Origin of the sequence: Caulobacter sp. KR2-114 (assembly GCF_049446115.1) — a bacterium.
Lineage (GTDB): Bacteria > Pseudomonadota > Alphaproteobacteria > Caulobacterales > Caulobacteraceae > Acaudatibacter.
On the sequence record NZ_JBMSEC010000001.1, the window covers coordinates 523,624 to 542,500 of the forward strand.

The 18,877-nt window shown below is 69.5% G+C and carries 17 protein-coding genes, 1 tRNA gene and 2 rRNA genes (1 of these 20 cut by a window edge); 8 read left to right on the top strand and 12 right to left on the bottom strand.

Going from position 1 to position 18,877, the window contains the following annotated elements:
* Window positions 1-32 precede the first annotated feature (32 nt).
* Window positions 33-839, top strand: coding sequence for a metallophosphoesterase family protein (locus ACO2Q3_RS02290; RefSeq protein WP_423304782.1), 807 nt, complete (start codon window positions 33-35; stop codon window positions 837-839).
* Window positions 840-852: 13 nt separating this feature from the next.
* The gene (locus ACO2Q3_RS02295; protein WP_423304783.1) at window positions 853-1,776 is read left to right on the top strand and encodes a diacylglycerol/lipid kinase family protein; all 924 of its coding nucleotides are present in this window, start codon (window positions 853-855) and stop codon (window positions 1,774-1,776) included.
* A 6-nt stretch (window positions 1,777-1,782) separates the two neighbouring features.
* On the opposite strand, the gene ACO2Q3_RS02300 is transcribed toward ACO2Q3_RS02295, so the two are convergent.
* The 3 genes from ACO2Q3_RS02300 to ACO2Q3_RS02310 all read right to left on the bottom strand — a co-directional run bounded on the left by ACO2Q3_RS02300 (window position 1,783) and on the right by ACO2Q3_RS02310 (window position 3,603).
* Entirely contained in the window at window positions 1,783-2,190 is a 408-nt protein-coding gene (locus ACO2Q3_RS02300; protein ID WP_423304784.1) for a hypothetical protein, read from the bottom strand.
* A 28-nt stretch (window positions 2,191-2,218) separates the two neighbouring features.
* A complete protein-coding gene (locus tag ACO2Q3_RS02305) occupies window positions 2,219-3,172 on the bottom strand; it encodes a magnesium transporter CorA family protein (protein WP_423304785.1) in 954 nt (317 codons plus the stop codon).
* 68 nt (window positions 3,173-3,240) lie between these two features.
* The gene (locus tag ACO2Q3_RS02310) at window positions 3,241-3,603 is read right to left on the bottom strand and encodes a hypothetical protein (RefSeq protein WP_423304786.1); all 363 of its coding nucleotides are present in this window, start codon (window positions 3,601-3,603) and stop codon (window positions 3,241-3,243) included.
* A 291-nt stretch (window positions 3,604-3,894) separates the two neighbouring features.
* On the opposite strand from ACO2Q3_RS02310, the gene ACO2Q3_RS02315 reads away from it, so the two are divergent.
* From ACO2Q3_RS02315 to ACO2Q3_RS02325, 3 genes are all read left to right on the top strand, one after another.
* Window positions 3,895-4,476, top strand: a complete 582-nt coding sequence (locus ACO2Q3_RS02315) for a hypothetical protein (protein WP_423304787.1) — start codon at window positions 3,895-3,897, stop codon at window positions 4,474-4,476.
* A 94-nt stretch (window positions 4,477-4,570) separates the two neighbouring features.
* Window positions 4,571-5,434, top strand: coding sequence for a hypothetical protein (locus tag ACO2Q3_RS02320; RefSeq protein WP_423304788.1), 864 nt, complete (start codon window positions 4,571-4,573; stop codon window positions 5,432-5,434).
* Entirely contained in the window at window positions 5,425-6,408 is a 984-nt protein-coding gene (locus tag ACO2Q3_RS02325) for a 1-phosphofructokinase family hexose kinase (RefSeq protein ID WP_423304789.1), read from the top strand. Before ACO2Q3_RS02320 ends, ACO2Q3_RS02325 begins: the two co-directional genes overlap by 10 nt.
* Before the next feature lie 27 nt (window positions 6,409-6,435).
* On the opposite strand, the gene ACO2Q3_RS02330 is transcribed toward ACO2Q3_RS02325, so the two are convergent.
* From ACO2Q3_RS02330 to ACO2Q3_RS02355, 6 genes are all read right to left on the bottom strand, one after another.
* Window positions 6,436-7,605 carry a PAS domain S-box protein gene (locus ACO2Q3_RS02330; protein WP_423304790.1) on the bottom strand — a complete coding sequence of 390 codons (1,170 nt, stop codon included), beginning with the start codon at window positions 7,603-7,605 and terminating at the stop codon, window positions 6,436-6,438.
* Window positions 7,606-7,680: 75 nt separating this feature from the next.
* Complete coding sequence (locus ACO2Q3_RS02335) at window positions 7,681-8,769, bottom strand: ferritin-like domain-containing protein (RefSeq protein WP_423304791.1); 1,089 nt, start codon at window positions 8,767-8,769, stop codon at window positions 7,681-7,683.
* Between the two features lie 22 nt (window positions 8,770-8,791).
* Complete coding sequence (locus tag ACO2Q3_RS02340) at window positions 8,792-9,112, bottom strand: 2Fe-2S iron-sulfur cluster-binding protein (protein WP_423304792.1); 321 nt, start codon at window positions 9,110-9,112, stop codon at window positions 8,792-8,794.
* A gap of 182 nt (window positions 9,113-9,294) precedes the next feature.
* Window positions 9,295-10,317, bottom strand: a complete 1,023-nt coding sequence (locus tag ACO2Q3_RS02345; protein ID WP_423304793.1) for an LLM class flavin-dependent oxidoreductase — start codon at window positions 10,315-10,317, stop codon at window positions 9,295-9,297.
* An 81-nt stretch (window positions 10,318-10,398) separates the two neighbouring features.
* Window positions 10,399-10,848, bottom strand: a complete 450-nt coding sequence (locus tag ACO2Q3_RS02350; RefSeq protein WP_423304794.1) for a globin domain-containing protein — start codon at window positions 10,846-10,848, stop codon at window positions 10,399-10,401.
* A gap of 153 nt (window positions 10,849-11,001) precedes the next feature.
* Entirely contained in the window at window positions 11,002-11,580 is a 579-nt protein-coding gene (locus tag ACO2Q3_RS02355; protein ID WP_423304796.1) for a TetR/AcrR family transcriptional regulator, read from the bottom strand.
* A 182-nt stretch (window positions 11,581-11,762) separates the two neighbouring features.
* Here ACO2Q3_RS02355 and ACO2Q3_RS02360 point away from each other — a divergent pair, with 182 nt between their 5' ends.
* Genes ACO2Q3_RS02360 through ACO2Q3_RS02370 form a run of 3 tightly spaced genes read left to right on the top strand, consistent with a single transcriptional unit; the run spans window position 11,763 to window position 15,557 of the window.
* Window positions 11,763-12,260, top strand: coding sequence for a (2Fe-2S)-binding protein (locus ACO2Q3_RS02360; protein ID WP_423304797.1), 498 nt, complete (start codon window positions 11,763-11,765; stop codon window positions 12,258-12,260).
* On the top strand, window positions 12,257-13,315 hold the full coding sequence (locus ACO2Q3_RS02365) for an FAD binding domain-containing protein (RefSeq protein ID WP_423304798.1): 1,059 nt from the start codon (window positions 12,257-12,259) through the stop codon (window positions 13,313-13,315). Before ACO2Q3_RS02360 ends, ACO2Q3_RS02365 begins: the two co-directional genes overlap by 4 nt.
* The gene (locus tag ACO2Q3_RS02370; RefSeq protein ID WP_423304799.1) at window positions 13,305-15,557 is read left to right on the top strand and encodes a xanthine dehydrogenase family protein molybdopterin-binding subunit; all 2,253 of its coding nucleotides are present in this window, start codon (window positions 13,305-13,307) and stop codon (window positions 15,555-15,557) included. The genes ACO2Q3_RS02365 and ACO2Q3_RS02370 overlap by 11 nt, the downstream gene beginning before the upstream one ends.
* Before the next feature lie 605 nt (window positions 15,558-16,162).
* On the opposite strand, the gene ACO2Q3_RS02375 is transcribed toward ACO2Q3_RS02370, so the two are convergent.
* The 3 genes from ACO2Q3_RS02375 to ACO2Q3_RS02385 form a co-directional block, all read right to left on the bottom strand.
* Window positions 16,163-16,239, bottom strand: a tRNA-Met gene (locus tag ACO2Q3_RS02375).
* 80 nt (window positions 16,240-16,319) lie between these two features.
* Window positions 16,320-16,434, bottom strand: a 5S ribosomal RNA gene (gene rrf / locus ACO2Q3_RS02380).
* 72 nt (window positions 16,435-16,506) lie between these two features.
* Window positions 16,507-18,877, bottom strand: a 23S ribosomal RNA gene (locus tag ACO2Q3_RS02385); it runs 418 nt beyond the window's last position.

Below are 18,877 nucleotides of genomic sequence, written 5' to 3' on the forward strand. Positions count from 1 at the left end.
GCGGCGTGCAGCTTGCGCGCCGAGGGGACCCGATGGCGCTTCGCCTGATCCAGCTGTCCGACATCCACTTCGGCTTCGAGGACCCCGCGGCCCTCGAGGCGGCGACGGCCTATGTGCGCGAGACCCCGTTCGACCTGCTGGCGATCACCGGCGACATCACCCAGCTGGGCGCAGACCCCGAGTTCGCGGCCGCGGCCGCCTGGCTCTCCACCCTGCCGGGACCCAGGCTGGCCACGCCCGGGAACCATGACACGCCTTGGGCCGGCCTCGCCGAGCGGCTGACCGCCGCCTGGGCCCGCTACGACCGCAGCATCTCGCCCCTGGTGGAACGGCATTTCACCGCGCCCGGGCTGAAGGTCCGCTCCATCAACAGCGCCCGCGGCTGGCAGGTGCGGCTGAACTGGTCGAAAGGCCACGTGAGCCGTGGCCAGGCCGCGCACGCCGCCGACGCCCTGGCCAGCGCCCCGCACGAGCGCAAGGTGGTCGTCGTGCACCACCCGCTGATGGAAATCCCCGGCGGGCCGATGACCGGGCGGGTGCGCGGCGGCGTGCACGCGGCCGAGCGGCTGACGCTGGCGGGCGCCGACCTGATCCTCAGCGGACACGTGCACACGCCCTTCGTCCAGGCCCTGCCGTTCGGCGACCACCGCACCTTCGCCGTCGGCGCGGGCACCCTGTCGCGGCGGCTGCGCGGCGAGCCGCCGGGCTTCAACGTGATCGACATCCGCGGCGACGACCTGATCGTCTCGGCCATGGCCTGGGACGGGACGAGACTGCAGCTCGCCCACGCCTGGGAAGTGAAACTGCGCCCGCTGGCCGCCATTGGCGCGGGGGCATGAGGGGGAAAACGACATGACCGAACAGGCGGCCAGGACCGCGTTGGCGGGCCGCATCCACGCGGTGCTCAACACCGGCAGCGGCAGCGTCAACGCCGCTTCTCCCGCGAAGATGACCCAGATCTTCACCGACGCCGGCCTGCCGCACGCCGAGATCGTGGTGGCCGCGCCCAAGGACATAGAGGCGGTGCTGGCCAAGGCCATGCAGGAGGCGGATGTCGTGGTGGTGCTGGGCGGCGACGGCACCATCCGCACCGCGGCGCACGGCTGCGGCGCCTGCGGCAAGCTGCTGGTGCCGCTGCCCGGCGGCACGATGAACATGCTGCCCCACGCCCTCTATGGGGCCAAGACCTGGCCCAAGGTGCTGGCCCAGGTGCTGGCGCGGCCCCGGGTGCAGGTGGTCAGCGGCGGCCGGATCGGCAAGGAAAGCTTCTATTGCGCGGCGATCCTGGGGTCGCCGTCGCTGTGGGCCGACGCACGCGAGGCGGTGCGCCATGGCCATCTGATCGAGGCGGTCAAGCGCTCGGCCGTGGCGCTGGAACACTCCGGCGAGCCCCTGGCCTACGACTTCGGCAACGGCGAGACCGGCGAGGCCCAGGCCCTGGCGGTGATCTGCCCGCTGGTCTCGCGCGCCATGGTCGCCGACGCCCCGTCCCTGGAGGTCGCCGCGCTGGAGCCGGCCACGGCCAGCGGCGTGTTCAGCCTAGCCTACCACGCGGTGTTCGACGACTGGCGGCGCGATCCGTCCGTGTCCCTGGCGCGGGTCAAGGCCATCGAGGTCAGCGCCGAGGGCCGACTGCCGGCGATCCTCGACGGCGAGAAGGTCCGCCTCGGCCGCAGCGCGCGGGTGGTGTTCCGGCCGATGGCGTTCCGCGCCCTGGTCCCGCAGCGTCGCGGCGCCGGCGCCCTGGCCGGCCCGCGGACGTCCCGTGCCGGCTAGCGCGCTCTAGCGTTTCAGCGGCGGGATGGTGAGGGTCAGCGTAAAGCGGCCATAGGCGCCGTCGGCCATCAGGTTGGGACGGACGGTGAAGATCCAGGTCCCGTCGGCCGTCAGTGGGATCGCCGCGGGAATTCCAGGACCGTCGGTGTGGCCCGCCGGATCGGTGATGGTCTGGCGCGTCGCCGGCCCCTTCAGGCTCCAGTTCAGCGTCTGGCCGGCGCGGACGGCGATGGCGTAGGCGCAGCAGTCGCGCCCTTGGCGCAGCACGCCGGTCAGGCGGATGCGGTCCGTCCCCCGCTTCATCCGCACGACGATCGGATGGTCCGCCGAGCCCGGCTGCGCCAGGGCCGGCGCGGCCTCAAGGCCGAGCCCCAGGGCCAGCAGCGCCGCCATCAGGCGAGGTCCTCGGGTCATGGGCGTTCGCTCCTCTTCGGACGGGACATCAGAACCAGCCGCGCCACTTGAACCAGGCCAGCGGGATCAGCACGCTCAGCGCCACCAGCAGAAGGCCGAACGGGTATCCCCACGGCCAGGCCAGCTCGGGCATGAAGTGGAAGTTCATCCCATAGACGCCGACCACCACCGTGGGCGGGATGCCGGCGATGGAGACGATGGTCAGGAACTTGAAGATGTCGTTCTGCGCCATGCCGATCAGGCCGACCATGGCGTCCAGCAGGAACTGGACCTTCTCCTCCAGATGCACCTGGTAGTCGTCCAGCGAGGCGACGTCCTGGCGCAGGGTGCGCATGCGGGCCTCGAAGGCGCCGTCGGCCCAGCTGGCGGTGGCTTCGCAGGCGTAGTCCGAGACCCGGCCGATGCCCAGCAGGGCGTCTCGCGCCTCGGAAGCCTTGTCGCCCAGGCGGCCGAGTTCGCGCAGCTGACTGCGGATCATCCGGTTGGCGCGGATCGCGGCCCGCCCCTCCGGGTTCTCGCCGCGGAACAGCGAGGCGGAAATCGCCTTCAACGCCGCGGCCGTCTGCTCCAGGATGTCGGCCAGCACGTCGACCACCGCCTCGCACAGGCTGACGAAAGCCTCCAGGCTGCAGGTCGGCGTCTCGCCGGGCGTGGCGAAGCGTTGCGCCAGCAGGTCCGCGGCGTGCAGCGGCCCGAAGCGGACGGTGACCAGCCTGTGCTGCGACAGGACGAAGCCGACGGGAACCACCATGGGTCCGCCGTCTGGCGCGTGAATGATCGTCGGCATGCTCATGAACAGCACCCCGTCGCGAGCGCGCAGCCGACTGGACGCCTCGATCTCGCTGAGGCTCTCGCGAGTCGGCATGGGGGCGCCCACCAGTTGCTGCGCCCGCGCCCGCTCCGCGTCGGTCGGATGATCCAGATCGATCCAGATGATGGCGTCGTCGCCGGAGCCGTGTGCGGTGGCGTAGGTCTTGAGCATGCCTCCAGCCTAGCTGATTTGCCGGGCCTGCGGAGGCGCCGCCGGGGACGCGATGTGGTGAGTCGAGGTCAGTTGCCCGGCGCGGCGCCGTCTCCGCGGCGGGCGAACAGCAGCGCCAGCAACACCCCGGCGCCCAGGCCGGTCAGGGCGGTGGCCACCGGCGGCCCGCGGCGCGGGCGCGGCTGGAAGCGGTCGGGCAGATAGCGCAGCGGGAGCGACTGCGCCTGGCGGCCCCGTTCGGCGATGGCGTCCAGGCCGTCGTGCAGCGCGCGCTCCACATAGTCGAGTCCGCTATCCAGCGTGCGGCCGGAACTGTCGACCGCGCGGCCCGCCTTCTTCTGGCTGCGCTGCACCACGCGCGAGGCGGATTTGCGGGCGGCGCTGACGCCGGCCTTGGCGGCCTTGATGCCGAAGTCGGTGGCGAGCGACATGGGAGTCTCCAACGTGACTGAAAGGAGGGGAGCCTTGCAGCCCAAACGCCGGCCGTGCGCGCAGCGTTCCCGACCGCCGCGCACCACATGGCCCAAGCTGACGCCGCCATGATCCGCGCCAGCCGCTCCTGGCCACATGCAACCCGGCCATCCGGACCGCGTTTGTAAAGCCACGGATCAGCAATTTAACTGGAGAGGGACCGTGCGATCTATTCTGCTCTATTTCATTGGCGTGCCTATTCCGATCATTCTTCTTCTGGCGATGTGCACCCATCACTTCTGAGGTCGATCATGACACTCGAGCGTCTGCCCTCCGGCGTGGTCGAAGCGCCGCTGTCCTGGTCGTCCATCATCGGCGGCGCGCTGGTCGCCGTTGCGACCTCCGTGTTCCTCGGCCTGCTGGCCGCCGGCTTCGGGCTGGAGCTGGCCAGCAGCGGGGTCGCGTCGCGCGGTTCGCTGCACGCCTTCACGCCGCAAGCCGGGGCCATCGCCGTGGCGATCCAGGTGATCGCCGGCGCGTTCGGCGGCTATGTCGCCGGCCGGCTGCGCACCATCTGGACCGAGACCCACGCCGACGAGTCGCACCTGCGCGACACCGCCCACGGCCTGATCGCCTGGGCGCTGGCCACGGTGCTGGGCGTCGCCCTGGCCATGCTGGTGGTCATCCCCTACGCCGACAGCCTGGCCCCGGCCGCCGCCGCCGCCCCGCCGCCGAGCCCGGCGGAAGCCGACCGCGCCGCGCACATCGCCGCCCAGTCGGCGTTCTTTGCCGCCATCGGCCTGATCCTGGCCGCCTTCGTCTCCGCCGTCGCCGCGCGCCTGGGGGGCCAGCAGGCCGAGCACATGCACCTGCGCCATCTCGCCCGCGGCTGAGCCGGCGCCAGGGCCTTCCCTGCCTGCCGGCTCTTGATCTCCCTCAAGGTGGTTCCTCCTGGTCGCGCGACACTGGCGGCCTCAGGAGGATCTCATGCCCTATGCCGCCATCGCGACGGTGCTCACCGGCGCCGAGGACGATCTGCACACCTTGAACACGGCGTGCCACATCGCCAAGCTCGCCGACTGTCCGCTCAATGTCCTGGGCCTTATCCCCGTGGAGGCGCCGGCCTACGCCGCCACCGGCTTCGGCGGCGGCGGCCTGCTGGCGGCGGAGGTCTGGCGCTCGGTGGACGAGCACCGCCGCGAGGTCGCCGCGCGCATCGCCGCCATGGTCAGCGCGGCCGGAACCCGGCACGGTCTGACGCGCACAGCCACGGGCGCCCCGGCCCTGCGCCTGACATCGGCGGCGCCGTCGCCGTGGCTGACCCTCAGCCAGGAACTGCCGCTCTCCGACATGGTCATCGTCGGTCGCAGCGCCGCCCGCGCCGACGGTCCGTGGACGGGGCTGCTGTCGGACATCCTGATGGGCGCCCGTTCGCCGGTGCTGCTGGTCAGGAACGGTGAGCTCGACCCCGGGGCCTATGCGGCCATCGCCTGGGACGGTAGCCTGGAAGCCGGGCGCGCCGTGCGGGCGGCCGCCCCCCTGTTGCGGGCGGCCGGGTCGGTAACCGTGCTGCAGCATCGCGCGGGCCTGGAGACCGGCGAGTCGGCGGCGGCCAATCCCACGCGCGTGACGGACTATCTGACCCAGGCCGGCTGCCGCTCGGTGACGGTGCGCCTCGTCGACGAGGAGCCGGCCGGCGCGCGCCTGCTGGAGGCGGCTCAGCGAGCCGACGCCCGGCTGTTCGTGGCCGGCGCCTTCGGTCACGCGCGGTTGCGCGAGGCCGTGCTGGGCGGCGCCACGCGCAGCTTCCTCGCCGCCGAGGGCGGACCGTCCCTGTTCCTGTGCCACTGACCGCAGCCGGCGCCCGGCTCCCGCCCGGCGGCCGCATCGTCGCCCTCACCTTCAGCCCCTGCGTCGACGTCACCTTCGAGGTCGATGCGGTGCGCCCGGGGAGCAAGCTGCGAGGTCGCAACCTGCGGCGCGACCCGGGCGGCGGCGGCGTCAACATCGCGCGGGTCCTGCGCCACTGCGGCCGCGAGGCGGAGGTGGTGCTGCCGGCGGGCGGTCCGACCGGCGAGCGGCTCCTGACCCTTCTGGCGGGCGAGACCGTGCGCTGCCGCCCGATCGTCGCGGAGGCGGAGACCCGCGAGGACTTCACCGCCGTCGAGCCGGCGAGCGGTCGCGAGTACAGGTTCGTGCTGCCGGCCCCGCCCCTCTCCCAGGGCGAATCCGACCACGTCGTCGAGACGGCCGTCGCGCTGACGCCCGGCGGCGCCATCCTGGCGGCAAGCGGGAGCCTGCCGCCGGACGGCGACAGCGGTCTCTATGCCACCGTCGCCCGGCGCTGCCGCGATAAGGGCGTGCGGCTGGCCCTCGACGCGCCAGCCCGCGACCTGCGACCGGCGCTGGCGCAGGGCGCCTGGCTGATCAAGCCCAATCTGGACGAGTTGACCGAGGTCGCCGGCCGCCCCCTCCCCGACCGGCCGGCGCGCCTGGACGCCTGCCGCACCCTGCTCGCGCGGTTCGGGCTGGACTGGGTCGCCGCCTCGTTCGGGGCAGACGGCGCGCTGCTGGTGGGCCGGCAGGGCGCGTGGGCCGCCGCGGCGCCCGCGGTCACCCCCGTGAGCACGGTGGGCGCGGGCGACAGCTTCCTGGGCGTGCTGCTGGACGGCCTGGCCCGCGATGCCGAGCCGGCCCAGGCGCTGGTCCGCGCCGTGGCCGCCGGCGCCGCCGCCCTCCTCTCCCCGGGCGTTCAGCTCTGCCGGCTGGCCGACATCGACCGCCTGCAGCCCGCGGTCTCGGTCGAGGCGCTGGGGATCGACTGAGGACGGCGGCGCTCATCCGCCCCTCGCTCACGCCGCCGGCTCGAACACCCCTTCCGCCAGCACATAGTCGACCCGCCCCTCCCCGCCCGGGATCGGGGTGAGGCGCACCTGGATGGGCAGGGGCCGGCCGTCGCGCACGAGGCTGGCGGAGAGCCTTTGCGGCGCACCGCCGGCGGCGGCGAGGACCGCGGCCATCAGCTGGCCGGCCTCGGCCGAACCCGCCGCCACCGCGGCGCCCAGCCAGGGCGCCTCCCACAGCGGGGCGCCGACCAGCGGGCCGTTCGCCGAGGTCAGCGCCGCGCCGGCGCGATTGATCTCCAGGATCGCCCCGTCGGGCGCGAGCAGCGCGATGGCTTCCGTCGAGTGGTCGAACACCGCGCGAATCCGGCGCTCGCTCTCGATCAGCCGGTCCCGGGCGCGATTGCGCTCGGTCACGTCGCGAAGGTGCGCGGTGAACGTCAGCTGGCCGCCCGCCATGACCTTGGTGATCGTGGCCTCGACGGGGAAGACATCGCCGTTGCGGCGGCGCCCCAGCACCTCGGATCGCTCGCTCATCATGCGGGACGCCGTCTTGGACCGGCGGAAGCTCTCCACCTTGGCGCCATGCACCGCGCGGGACGGGCGGGGGATCAGCATGGCCAGGTCCTGCCCCATCACCTCGTCCACGCGATAGCCGAACATCTGCTCGGCGGCAGGGTTGAACAGGATGATCTTCTGGGCGGCGTCGATGGAGACGATCGCGTCCGCCGCCACCATCAGGATCCGCGCCGCCCGCAGGTTCGCGTCCTTCAGCGCCAACTGTTCGTAGCGCCGCACGGTGTTGTCGCGCACGCTGATGAAATATCGGCGCTGGCCGTGGACGTCGCCTGCGCGCACCCGCACCTCGACGGTCAGCTCGCCGCCGTCCTTGCGGCGCGCGGTGATGTCCAGATAGCGGGACTGTTCGACATCCGGGGCGGCCGCCCACCGCGCCAGCCACTCGACGATGTTGGCGCGTCGCCCAGGCGTCGGCGGCGTGAGCAGGGTCAGGGGCTGGTCGACCAGTTCGGCGGCCGGATAGTGAAACAGGCTCGACGCCGCGGCGTTGGCGAACACGATCGTCCCGTCGGCCGTGGTCACGAGCACCGCCTCCGGCAGCCCGTTCAGCACCGTCTCGTGGAAGCTCGCCTCCCGGACATCAGGCTGAGTGTCGTTCATGTCCCGCTCCTTCAGGCTTGCAGCGCCCCGGACCCTGCAGGGGTCGCGGGACGCTGGCCGTCGTGCATGCCGCCGTCAGGCGATCGGGTGACCGCCTTCCATGGCCTGCAGGACCCGCGGGTCTTCGAAGATCGGAATGCCGGCTTCCTCGTACTTCTTGCGGACCGTGGGGGTCAGCAGGCCGACCCGGGCCAGGGCCGGCAGCATCAGGTCCTTCACCGAATGGATCTGGCCCGGAGGCAGCTCCTGGGTGACGCCCTGGGCCTCCGCCTCGGCGAGCCCCTTGAAGAAGTCGTTCGGGTCGATGTTGCTGTTGTCCAGCACCGACAGGAAGCCGGGATCGACCTGGCCGCCGCGGCCGCCGCCCGTCTGCCCACGGGCCAGGATGTTGACCGCCTGGAAGGCGAACTCGGCCAGATCCTCGACCTCGTCTTCCGGCAGCTTCGCGATCACCGGACCCAGGTAGGCGTGGCCGAACGACACGTGCCGCGACTCGTCGCGCATCACGTTGAAGGTCAGCTTCTTCAGCAGCTCGCACTGGGTCGTGCGGTACATGTTGTTGAAGGCGCCCAGGGCCAGGCCTTCGACGATCATGTTCATGCCGATCATGACCTTCTCGTAGCGGTCGGACTGCAGCGTGGCGTCGATCAGCGTCTTCAGCATCGGCGACATCGGATAGACGATGGCGATCTTGTCGCAGTACTTGGCGTAGACCTCGACGTGGCGGGCCTCGTCCATGGTCTGGGTCGCCGCGTAGAGCTTGGCGGTGGCGTCCGGCACCGAGTGGGTGACGCAGGCCGCCGTCATCAGAGCGCCCTGCTCGCCGTGCAGGAACTGCGACAGCAGCTGCGCCGTGGAGTGGGCCGTGAAGGTCTCCTGCTGCGACTTGGACAGCTTCGCGAAGAACGGCATCCGATGGTACGGGTCGGAGCGGTCGTTGATCATCGGCTTCGACGGGTCGACCGGCGTGTCCCAGGGCAGAAGCTCGTCGGAGTCCCACTGGTTCTGCTTGGCGCGCTTGTACAGGTCTTCCACCTTGTCGTGCGACATCAGGTAGTCGAACGTCCAGGCGATGCTCATCGGGTTCTTGTAGATATCGTCGGGCGTCATCGACACCTTCCAGCCGGCCTTCGATGCGGCTGAATTGACTTGGGCGACAGTCATGGCATTCCCTCCTTGGGAATATTCAATATTGGCGTGGTGGAGTACGGACGACCAAACCGTCGATGCTGTCGTTGACCTGGATCTGACAGCTCAGGCGGCTATTGGGTTGCACATCGAACGCGAAATCGAGCATGGCCTGCTCGATTTCCTCTGGCGGCGGCAAGCGCTGCGGCCAGTCACCTTCAACATAGACGTGGCAGGTGGCGCAGGCGCAGGCGCCACCGCAGTCTCCTTCAATGCCGGGAATGGTGTACCGCTTGGCGCCATCCATCACCGAGACGCCCGCCGGAACATCGACATGATGCTCCGTGCCGTCGTTCTCGATGTAGACGATGCTCACCATGCGTCGCTCCTCGGCCGACCGCCGCTTCACGACGCGACGGTCCCGCGCCACTCCGGACGCCTTGGGGAGAGGATATAGGTGACGCCGGCGTCATCTTTGATCCAGATCAAGCCGGGCCCGGATGCGGCGCGAAACACGTCATCGGCCGGGCCGGAGGCCCTTCCGGCCGCCCCGTTGCGGGGTCAGCGCCAGCCCAGGGCCGGCGCCACATGGCGCAGGATGGCGTCCAGCAGGTGGGCGTTGTAGTCGACGCCCAGCTGGTTGGGCACGGTGATCAGCAGGGTGTCGGCCTCGGCGATCGCCTGGTCCTGGCGCAACTGCTCCACCAGCACGTCCGGCTCGGCGACATAGCTTCGGCCGAAGATCGCCCGGCCGGCCTCGCCCAGGAAGCCGACCTGGTCGGTGTCTTCGCCCCCACGTCCGAAATAGGCGCGGTCCAGGTCGCTGGTCAGGGCGACGATATTGCGGCTGACCGATACGCGCGGCGCACGCGCATGCCCGGCCTGCGCCCAGGCGGCGCGATAGGCGCGGATCTGGGCCGCCTGCTGGATGTGAAACGGCTCGCCGGTCTCGTCGGCCTTCAGGGTGGAGCTCTGCAGGTTCATGCCCAGCCGGGCGGCCCAGATCGCCGTCGCATCCGAGCCGGCGCCCCACCAGATCCGCTCGCGCAGCCCCGGCGAGTGCGGCTCCAGGCGCAGAAGTCCGGGCGGATTGGGAAACATCGGGCGCGGATTGGGCTGGGCGAATCCCTGCCCGCGCAGCAGGTCGAGGAATACCTGGGCGTGGGCGCGGCCCATCTCGGCGTCGCCCTGCCCTTCGGCCGGCTCGTAGCCGAAATACCGCCAGCCATCGATCACCTGCTCGGGCGAGCCGCGGCTGATCCCCAGCTGCAGCCGCCCCCCGGCGATCAGGTCGGCGGAGCCGGCGTCCTCGGCCATGTACAACGGGTTCTCGTAGCGCATGTCGATCACGGCCGTGCCGAGTTCGATGCGGTGCGTCCTGGCGCCCGCCGCCGCCAGCAAGGGGAAGGGCGAGGCAAGCTGGCGGGCGAAGTGATGGACGCGGAAATAGGCGCCGTCCGCCCCCAGCGCCTCGGCGGCCACCGCCAGGTCGATGGACTGCAGCAGCACGTCGGACGCCGACCGGGCCTGGGACTGGCCGGCGTCGCTCCAGTGGCCGAAGGAGAGGAAACCGATCTTCTTCATGGGCGGCGGACCATCGGCGCAAGGCCATCGACGTGACGGCGAACGCCAACAGATAGGGGGTCCGGCCGGGCTGCGGTAGGCTCAGCGAACGCCGGCGGCTTCCGGCGCGAGGCTCCGCTGCGGATGCCTGACATAGGCGTCGAGGTCGGCGAGCAGCCGCCCCCAGGCCTCGGCCATCGGCCCGGACCAGTCCGGTCCGCAGGTTTCCCCGATCACGTCGGCGACCAGGCCGAAGAAGGTCGCGAACACGTCGGGGGGAACGTCGTAGCCGGCGTGGGTCACCACCTCGGTGCCGATCATGTGGTCCGCGAACTTGCGCGGGCCGATGAAGTCCAGGATCGCCTCGAACACCCGCATCAGCATCTCGCCCTTGATGGCGCCGTTGCCGTCGCGCCAGAACAGCGCCTCCATGTCGGGCTGGCGGGCGAACAGGCGGGCGTAGACGACCGCCGTCAGGTCTCCGCCCCGCTCCCCGGCGATCTCGAGGCTCTTTTCGATCAACTGGGCGTCTGCGGGGCTGGTCGGGGTCATGCTGCACGCGCTGGCTGATGTCAGGGCCCTGGGTGTCAGAACCTTGGGCGCGCCGCGCCGCCGTCACACTAGTCGCCGCGCCGGCCGTCGTCGAGGCGGCCGGGCCGGACGGGTCCCCGCGAGCGGTAGCGCCCATCGCCGCGGGCCCGCCGCTCAGGGCCGGCGAAGTCCGTCCACGAAGACATCGACGATGCGCAGCGCCGAGGCCTGCCAGTCGGCGGAACTGTCCGCGTAGAAGATGCCGACCACGGTGCGCAGCAGGTCCTCCGCGGTGATGTCGCCCCGCAGGTCGCCGGCTTCGACACCGCGGGCCAGCAGAAGGGCGAGCGCCGCGGTGAGGCGCTCAAAGGAATAGGCCTTCAGCTCGGCGGAGCCCGAGACGACGAGATGCAGCGCCTCGACCATGCCCCGCTTCGTCGCCACCAGGCGGACGTTGGCGTGCAGCCATTGCCGCAGCGCTTCGACGGGCGCGGGCGCCCGCGCCAGCCGTTCGGCGAGGTCGCTCAGCTGATCGACCTCGCGCCGGTAGACCGCCTCGAACAGGGCCTCGCGCGTGGGGAAATGACGGTAGAGCGTGCCGATGCCGACCCCCGCCTCGCGGGCCACCGCCTCCAGGCTGGCCTGGGGCGCGCCCGCGCCGAACACCCGGGTGGCCGCCTCGATCAGGCGCTCACGGTTGCGCAGCCCGTCCGCCCGCGGCCTGCGACCAGAACTGGCGGGAGAGCGCGCCATCGCTCAGACCCGCGCCAGGCCTCTTGCTAAGCGGAGGGGTCCTCCGCTATAGTCGTCCTGCTGATCGGGAACCCTCCCGTCCCCCCTCAGCGTCACATCGCCTCCCACGTCACATCCCCCGCGCTCGCGTTCTGCGCCGCTGACGGCGAGTCGCAGCGCCACACCCCAACCGGAGCGGAACAATGTCGCTCGCCTTGAGCCTCAACATCAATGGTCTGCAGCGAACCGTCGACATCGACGACCCGCGGATCACCCTTCTCGACCTCCTGCGCGAACGCCTCGCCCTCACCGGGGCGAAGAAGGGCTGCGACCGGGGGCAATGCGGCGCCTGCACCGTGCTGGTCGACGGACGGCGGGTCAACGCCTGCCTCGTTCTGGCCGTCAGCCTGGACGGCGCCCAGGTCACGACCATCGAGGGCCTTGCCGACGGGGGGCGCCTGCATCCCGTGCAGGCGGCCTTCATCGAGCACGACGCCTTTCAGTGCGGCTTCTGCACGCCGGGGCAGATCATGAGCGCGGTCGGCCTGCTGGCCGAGGGCCATGCCGCGGGCGACCCGGAGCGGGTCCGCGAGCTGATGAGCGGCAACATCTGCCGCTGCGGCGCGTACCGCGGCATCACCGAAGCCGTGGTCGAGGCGCACCGCGCCCTGGCCGGGGCCGCCCAGGAGGACGCCGCGTGAACCGCTTCGACTACATCCGGCCGGCCAGCACGGCCGAAGCGATCGCCGCCGCCGCCCAGCCGGGCTCGGCCTATCTGGCGGGCGGCACCAACCTGCTCGACCTGATGAAGGTGGGCGCGGCAAGACCGGCGCGGCTGGTGGACATCTCCAGGTTGCCCGGGCTCGACCGCATCGACTGGCAGGCGGACGGCGGCGTGCGCATCGGCGCCCTCGTCCGCAACGCCGATCTCGCCTACGACGAGCGGGTCCGGGGCACGTTCCCGGCTGTGGCGGAGGCCCTGCTGTCAGGCGCCTCGCCGCAGCTGCGCAACGCCGCGACCGTCGGCGGCAACCTCCTGCAGCGGCCTCGGTGCGCGTACTTCTACGACGTGGCCAGCGCCTGCAACCGGCGCGAGGCGGGATCGGGCTGCGACGCGCTGGGCGGCGAGAACCGGCTGCACGCCATCCTGGGCTGGAGCGAGCATTGCATCGCCACCCATGCCTCGGACGTCTGCGTGCCGCTGGTGGCCCTGGACGCCGTGGTCGAGCTGCAGGGCCCGGACGGGCCACGCGAGGTGGCCCTCGAGGCGCTGCATCGGCTTCCCGGAGAGACACCCGCCGATGAAACCGCGCTGCAGCCCGGGGAGCTGATCGTCGCCCTTCGCCTGCCCGCCGAGGGCGCGGCGAGCGCGCGCCACGCCCGCTACCTGAAGGTCCGTGAGCGGACCTCCTACGCCTTCGCGGTGGTTTCGGCCGCCGTCTGCCTCGACCTGGACGGACCGACGATCCGCAAGGCGCGCCTGGCCCTCGGCGGCGTGGCCGCCAAGCCGTGGCGGTCCCGGGCGGCCGAAGCGGCCCTGCAAGGCGCTCCCGCCTCCGCGGACTCCTTCACCCGCGCCGCGGAGATGGCCCTCGCCGAGGCCCGCCCGTCCGGCGACAACGCGTTCAAGATCGAGCTCGCGCGCCGGCTGATCGTCCGCGCCCTGCACGACGCCCTGGCCGGGACCCCGCAAGGCCCCGCCGCCCTGCCCGCCTCGCCCTTCGCACCGCCGATCGGAGCAAGTCATGTCGCTTGAGTCCCCGTCCCCGCTCGCCCCCTATCCGCGCCATGGCTCCAATTCGGGCCAGCCGCTCACCCGTCGCGACGGCGAACTGAAGGTCACCGGCCGCGCGACCTACGCCGCCGACAACCATCCCGCGGGTCTGCTCTACGCGGTGACCGCCGTGAGCAGCATCGCCCGCGGCCGCGTGGCCAGCCTCGATGTCGACGCCGCCCGGGCGCACCCTGGCGTGATCGAGGTGCTGACGCCGGCCAATCGCCCGCCGCTGGCGCACGATCCGAACCAGAAGCTCGGCATGTTCGGCTTCCGCATCGAGGTGCTGCAGGACGACACCGTGCGCTACGTCAACCAGCCGATCGCCCTGGTCATCGCCGAGACGCTGGAGGCCGCCGTCGAGGGCGCGGCCCTGCTCAAGCCGCGCTACGAGGCGCAACCGGCGCGCACGGGGCTCGACAACGGCGAGCGCTACGCCCCCGCCGCAGTCGGCGTCGGCGCGCCGCCGCGGACCGCCTTTGGCGACCTCGACGCCGGGTTCGCCGCGGCCCGGCAGATCGTCGAGGCGGAGTTTTCGACCCCGGCCCAGTTCCACAACGCCATGGAGCCGCACGCCGTGGTCGCCCAGTGGGACGGCGACCACCTCACGCTCGACATGCCCAACCAGGCGCTGGTCATGAGCCGCGAGGCCTACGCCACCTTTTTCGGCGTCCCCGCCGAGAACGTGCTGATCCGCTCACCCTTCCTGGGCGGCGGATTCGGCTCGAAGGCCATCCTCAACGGCCCGCAGATCCTGGCGATCCTCGCCGCGCGGCATCTGCAGCGGCCCGTGAAGCTGGCCCTGTCCCGCGCGCAGATGTACGGGCCGGTCGGCCACCGCGGACGCACCTGGCAGAAGCTGCGCCTGGGCCTCGACGGCGCCGGGCGCCTCACCGCCATCCACCACCATTCTCTCGCCGCGACCTCCAGCTTCGAGGACTTCCTCGAGCCGGCGGCCAACGCCTCGCTGCACGCCTACGCCAGCCCGGCCATCCTCGCCGAGACCGAGGGGCTGAGGCTGGACATCGGCACCCCCGGCCCCATGCGCGCGCCCGGCGAAGCCTCGGGCTCCGCGGCGCTGGAGGCGGCCATCGACGAGGCCGCCGAAGCCTGCGGCATGGATCCCCTCGACTTCCGGCTGGCCAACTATGCCGACACCGAGCCGGGCACGGGGCGCCCGTATTCGTCAAAGGCGCTGCAGGAATGCTATAGCGAGGGCGCCGCCCGGTTCGGCTGGGCGGGCCGCCCGCTGCGGCCGCGGCAGATGCGCGATGAGAACGGGCTCCTGGTGGGCTGGGGCGTCGGCAGCGCGCTGTTCCCCTGCCCGCACTTCCCGGCCGAGGCTCGCGCCACCCTGCGCGCCGACGGGACCGCCCTGGTGGAGACCGCCGGCGTCGACATGGGCCAGGGCGCCTGGACCGCGCTCGCCCAGATCGCGGCCGAGGCGCTCGGCCTCGATCCGGCGCAGGTGGAATTCCGCTCCGGCGTCTCCGACCTGCCCGACGCCGGGGTCGCGGGCGGCTCAGGCCATACGGCAAGCGCCGGCCTGGCGCTGCACAATGCGGGCGAGGACGCCATCGCCCGGCTGGCGGAACTGGCCAGCGCCGACCCGGACTCGCCGCTGTTCGGCGCCGGAAACGTCGGGGTGGTGGCGCGCGCTGGGCGCCTGCACCGCCGCGACGACGAGCGCCGCAGCGAAAGCTATGCCGAGATCCTGGCCCGCACCGGGCGCGACACGGTGGTGGGCACGGGCCGCATGGCGCGCGATGAGGAGGCGGCGCAGCGCTGGGCGATGTACTCGCATGGGGCCGTGTTCGCCGAGGTGAAGGTGGACCCGGACCTGGGCGTGGTGCGCGTGGCCCGGCTCGTGGGCGCCTTCGCCGCCGGCCGGATCGTCAACCCCAGGCTGGTGCGCAGCCAGTACTACGGCGGCATGATCTGGGGCCTGTCCTTCGCCCTGCAGGAGGCGGCCGTCGCGGACCGCCGCACCGGGCGGATCATGAACGCCGACCTTGCCGAGTACCATGTGCCGGTGAACGCGGACGTGCCGTCGGTGGAAGCCATCCTGGTCGCGGAGGAGGACCGCTACGTCAATCCACTGGGCGTGAAGGGCGTCGGCGAGATCGGCATCACCGGGACGGTGGGCGCCATCGCCAACGCCGTCTGGCACGCCACCGGCGTGCGCGTGCGGCGCTTTCCGATCCATATCGAAGACCTGTTGTGACCTGGTCGGCGCCAGCCGTCTGAAGGATATTCCCCAGCAAGGGCCGGGCTCAACGCCCGGCCCTTCCGTTTTTCAGAGGCAAGGCGCAAGCGGCCGCGGCGGCTGTGGCGTGCGACCGCGCCACCGCACGAACCCTCGCTGTCAACGCGCCCCCGAGAATCGCGGCGGCCGCGAGGCTGCCCGCACCGCGCGGCGGCAACCCATGATTCTCGACGGGGATGTCGGAGCGGCCAGGTCGCAGGCCCCATCCCGCACTGCGTGGCAGACTCCTGGCATCGGGCTCCGTCATCGGGCCCAGTGGTCCGGCGCCAACAGGCACAGCACGAGATCCGATTGCTCTCGGGCCGCCGTCGGAGAGGGCGCCCGGCCCCCCGGCCGGCTGAACGATCCCGCCGCAGCGACTGCCAACCAGATTTCCGAACCGGCCCATCGGCTGAGGTCTCGGCCTCGCAGCTTGCCGGCAGCACCCCTGGCGGCGGCGGCGGCGCGCTCCAGCTGCACCGATACTTCGCCCGAGGGGCCGAATGCGGCGGCCGAGGACCAGAAGGCCGCAGCCCCAAAACGAAAATAGCCGCCCCGCTTGCGCGGGACGGCTATCGAAACTTTGGGTGCGGGGACAGGATTTGAACCTGTGACCTTCAGGTTATGAGCCTGACGAGCTACCGGGCTGCTCCACCCCGCGTCAAACTTGGGGCCGGCGGAGTAGCCGGCAATAGGAACGTGAAGAAGGGTCGGACGAACCGTGACACATCCATTTGGTAGACCTGGCGACGACCTACTCTCCCGCGCCTTAAGACGAAGTACCATCGGCCCAGGAAGGCTTAACGACCGAGTTCGGAATGGGATCGGGTGGGGACCTTCCGGCATAGCCACCAGGTCAACGAAATGGATGTTGAGAAGACATCATTGCTTGCGGCGACAAACCAGCGCCACATGAGTTTGACTAAGAACGATCAAGCCGATCGAGCGATTAGTACCAGTAAGCTGCATGCCTCGCGGCACTTCCACACCTGGCCTATCAACGTGGTGGTCTACCACGGCTCTCGGCGAAGCCTTGTTTTGAGGTTAGTTTCCCGCTTAGATGCTTTCAGCGGTTATCTATTCCACACTTAGCTACCCTGCTGCGCAGCTGGCGCCACGACAGGTCCACCAGAGGTGTGTCCATCCCGGTCCTCTCGTACTAGGGACAGATCCTCTCAAGCTTCGTACACCCACGGCAGATAGGGACCAAACTGTCTCACGACGTTCTGAACCCAGCTCACGTACCACTTTAATCGGCGAACAGCCGAACCCTTGGGACCTGCTCCAGCCCCAGGATGTGATGAGCCGACATCGAGGTGCCAAACTTTGCCGTCGCTGTGGACGCTTGGGCAAAATCAGCCTGTTATCCCTAGAGTACCTTTTATTCGTTGAGCGATGGCCCTTCCACGCAGAACCACCGGATCACTATGGCCGACTTTCGTCTCTGATCGACTTGTCAGTCTCTCAGTCAGGCGGGCTTATGCCATTGCACTCGTCGAGCGATTTCCGACCGCTCTGAGCCCACCATCGCGCGCCTCCGTTACACTTTGGGAGGCGACCGCCCCAGTCAAACTGCCCGCCACGCCATGTCCCCGACCCGGATAACGGGCCTAGGTTAGACGTCAGCAACAATAAGGGTGGTATTTCAAGGTTGGCTCCCCCGGAACTGGCGCCCCGGATTCATAGCCTCCCACCTATCCTACACATGTTGCTGCTAACGCCAAGGCGAAGCTGCAGTAAAGGTTCATAGGGTCTTTCCGTCTGACCGCGGGAACCCCGCATCTTCACGGGGAATTCAATTTCGCTGAGCCTATGCTGGAGACAGTGGGGAAGTCGTTACGCCATTCGTGCAGGTCGGAACTTACCCGACAAGGAATTTCGCTACCTTAGGACCGTTATAGTTACGGCCGCCGTTTACCGGGGCTTCAATTCGGAGCTTGCACCCCTCCTTTTAACCTTCCGGCACCGGGCAGGCGTGAGACCCTATACGTCGCCTTGCGGCTTCGCAGAGCCCTGTGTTTTTGATAAACAGTCGCTACCCCCTAGCCTGTGCCACTCAGTCATGGTTGCCCATGGTGAGTCACGCTTATCCCGAAGTTACGCGTGCAATTTGCCGAGTTCCTTCAGCATAGTTCTCTCAAGCGCCTTGGTATACTCTACCTGTCCACCTGTGTCGGTTTCGGGTACGGTCTCCGTCAGAGTTATTTCCAGGGACGTCTTCACTGCCAAGTGCAATCCAGTAAGCCCTGACAATTTACGACATCCGTCACTTCTGACTGGCCCAGGAATATTCTACCTGGTTCCCATCGACTACGCCTTTCGGCCTCGCCTTAGGGGCCGGCTAACCCTGCGCAGATTAGCTTTACGCAGGAACCCTTGGACTTTCGGCGAGAGTGTCTCTCACACTCTTTGTCGCTACTCATGTCAGCATTCTCACTTCCGATACCTCCAGCCAGCCTCACGACTGACCTTCACAGGCTTACGGAACGCTCCGCTACCGCGTGCATTGCTGCACACCCATACCTTCGGCGAACGGCTTGAGCCCCGTTACATTTTCCGCGCAGGATCGCTTGACCAGTGAGCTGTTACGCTTTCTTTAAATGATGGCTGCTTCTAAGCCAACATCCTGGTTGTCAAAGCAATCCCACATCGTTTCCCACTTAGCCGTTACTTGGGGGCCTTAGATGATGGTTAGGGTTGTTTCCCTTTTCACGACGGACGTTAGCACCCGCCGTGTGTCTGCCGGATAGTTCTCTTGGGTATTCGGAGTTTGGTTAGAATTGGTACAGCTCGCGCCGCCCGCATCCATCCAGTGCTCTACCCCCCAAGGAATTCGTCCGACGCTCTACCTAAATAGATTTCGCGGAGAACCAGCTATGTCCAGGTTTGATTGGCCTTTCACCCCTATCCACAAGTCATCCGAGTATATTTCAACAGACACCGGTTCGGTCCTCCAGCTGGTGTTACCCAGCCTTCAACCTGCTCATGGATAGATCACCTGGTTTCGGGTCGTCATGCGACGTACTTATTCGCCCTATTCAGACTCGCTTTCGCTGCGCCTACACCTAACGGCTTAAGCTTGCACGGCACATGAAGTCGCTGACCCATTATACAAAAGGTACGCCGTCACCCCGCGCGGGGGCTCCGACTGCTTGTAGGCTTCCGATTTCAGGTACTATTTCACTCCCCTTGTAGGGGTGCTTTTCACCTTTCCCTCACGGTACTTGTTCGCTATCGGTCATTGAGGAGTACTTAGGCTTGGAGGGTGGTCCCCCCATGTTCAGACAGGATTTCACGTG

Bases quoted from the DNA above. Each gene is read 5' to 3' on its own strand.
- ACO2Q3_RS02290 (WP_423304782.1), top strand. From the start codon at position 33: ATGGCGCTTCGCCTGATCCAGCTGTCCGACATCCACTTCGGCTTCGAG.
- ACO2Q3_RS02295 (WP_423304783.1), top strand. From the start codon at position 853: ATGACCGAACAGGCGGCCAGGACCGCGTTGGCGGGCCGCATCCACGCG.
- ACO2Q3_RS02300 (WP_423304784.1), bottom strand. From the start codon at position 2,190: ATGACCCGAGGACCTCGCCTGATGGCGGCGCTGCTGGCCCTGGGGCTC.
- ACO2Q3_RS02305 (WP_423304785.1), bottom strand. From the start codon at position 3,172: ATGCTCAAGACCTACGCCACCGCACACGGCTCCGGCGACGACGCCATC.
- ACO2Q3_RS02310 (WP_423304786.1), bottom strand. From the start codon at position 3,603: ATGTCGCTCGCCACCGACTTCGGCATCAAGGCCGCCAAGGCCGGCGTC.
- ACO2Q3_RS02315 (WP_423304787.1), top strand. From the start codon at position 3,895: ATGACACTCGAGCGTCTGCCCTCCGGCGTGGTCGAAGCGCCGCTGTCC.
- ACO2Q3_RS02320 (WP_423304788.1), top strand. From the start codon at position 4,571: ATGCCCTATGCCGCCATCGCGACGGTGCTCACCGGCGCCGAGGACGAT.
- ACO2Q3_RS02330 (WP_423304790.1), bottom strand. From the start codon at position 7,605: ATGAACGACACTCAGCCTGATGTCCGGGAGGCGAGCTTCCACGAGACG.
- ACO2Q3_RS02335 (WP_423304791.1), bottom strand. From the start codon at position 8,769: ATGACTGTCGCCCAAGTCAATTCAGCCGCATCGAAGGCCGGCTGGAAG.
- ACO2Q3_RS02340 (WP_423304792.1), bottom strand. From the start codon at position 9,112: ATGGTGAGCATCGTCTACATCGAGAACGACGGCACGGAGCATCATGTC.
- ACO2Q3_RS02345 (WP_423304793.1), bottom strand. From the start codon at position 10,317: ATGAAGAAGATCGGTTTCCTCTCCTTCGGCCACTGGAGCGACGCCGGC.
- ACO2Q3_RS02350 (WP_423304794.1), bottom strand. From the start codon at position 10,848: ATGACCCCGACCAGCCCCGCAGACGCCCAGTTGATCGAAAAGAGCCTC.
- ACO2Q3_RS02355 (WP_423304796.1), bottom strand. From the start codon at position 11,580: ATGGCGCGCTCTCCCGCCAGTTCTGGTCGCAGGCCGCGGGCGGACGGG.
- ACO2Q3_RS02360 (WP_423304797.1), top strand. From the start codon at position 11,763: ATGTCGCTCGCCTTGAGCCTCAACATCAATGGTCTGCAGCGAACCGTC.
- ACO2Q3_RS02370 (WP_423304799.1), top strand. From the start codon at position 13,305: ATGTCGCTTGAGTCCCCGTCCCCGCTCGCCCCCTATCCGCGCCATGGC.